The sequence below is a fragment of the Stenotrophomonas sp. 01N47 genome (assembly GCF_056399165.1).
Window position 1 is genome coordinate 1 of sequence record NZ_JBFTQU010000111.1, and the last position, 367, is coordinate 367.

The 367-nt window shown below is 55.6% G+C and carries 1 protein-coding gene; it reads left to right on the top strand.

Annotated elements, in window-relative coordinates; genetic code table 11:
* Positions 1-45 precede the first annotated feature (45 nt).
* The coding region (locus AC1DKR_RS21455; protein WP_478035251.1) for a LysE family translocator at positions 46-367 on the top strand (322 nt) is incomplete at its 3' end.

Below are 367 nucleotides of genomic sequence, written 5' to 3' on the forward strand. Positions count from 1 at the left end.
ATTCTCTTTCATGTGGCAACCGCTTCGCTAGGACTGACTTTGCTGATGCAGACGTCCGCCGTTGCCTTCTGGGTCGTCAAGCTTATCGGTGCCGGTTATTTGCTTTGGCTTGGCATAAAAGTCCTACGCTCCCGTAGCCTGATCAGCTTCCAGCCAGCGACTCGGCAATCACTGCCGAGCATTTTCCTCACGGGATTACTCTCGGCAGCACTCAATCCGAAGCCTGGGTTTTTCGTCCTTGCGTTCATCCCGCAGTTCGTCGACCCACAACGCGGCTCAGTGAGCGTGCAGATGCTGGTGTACGGCATATGGTTCGCCGCACTTACGGCAGTGGGATTCGCGCTTATGGGCGTATTTGCCACTGTAC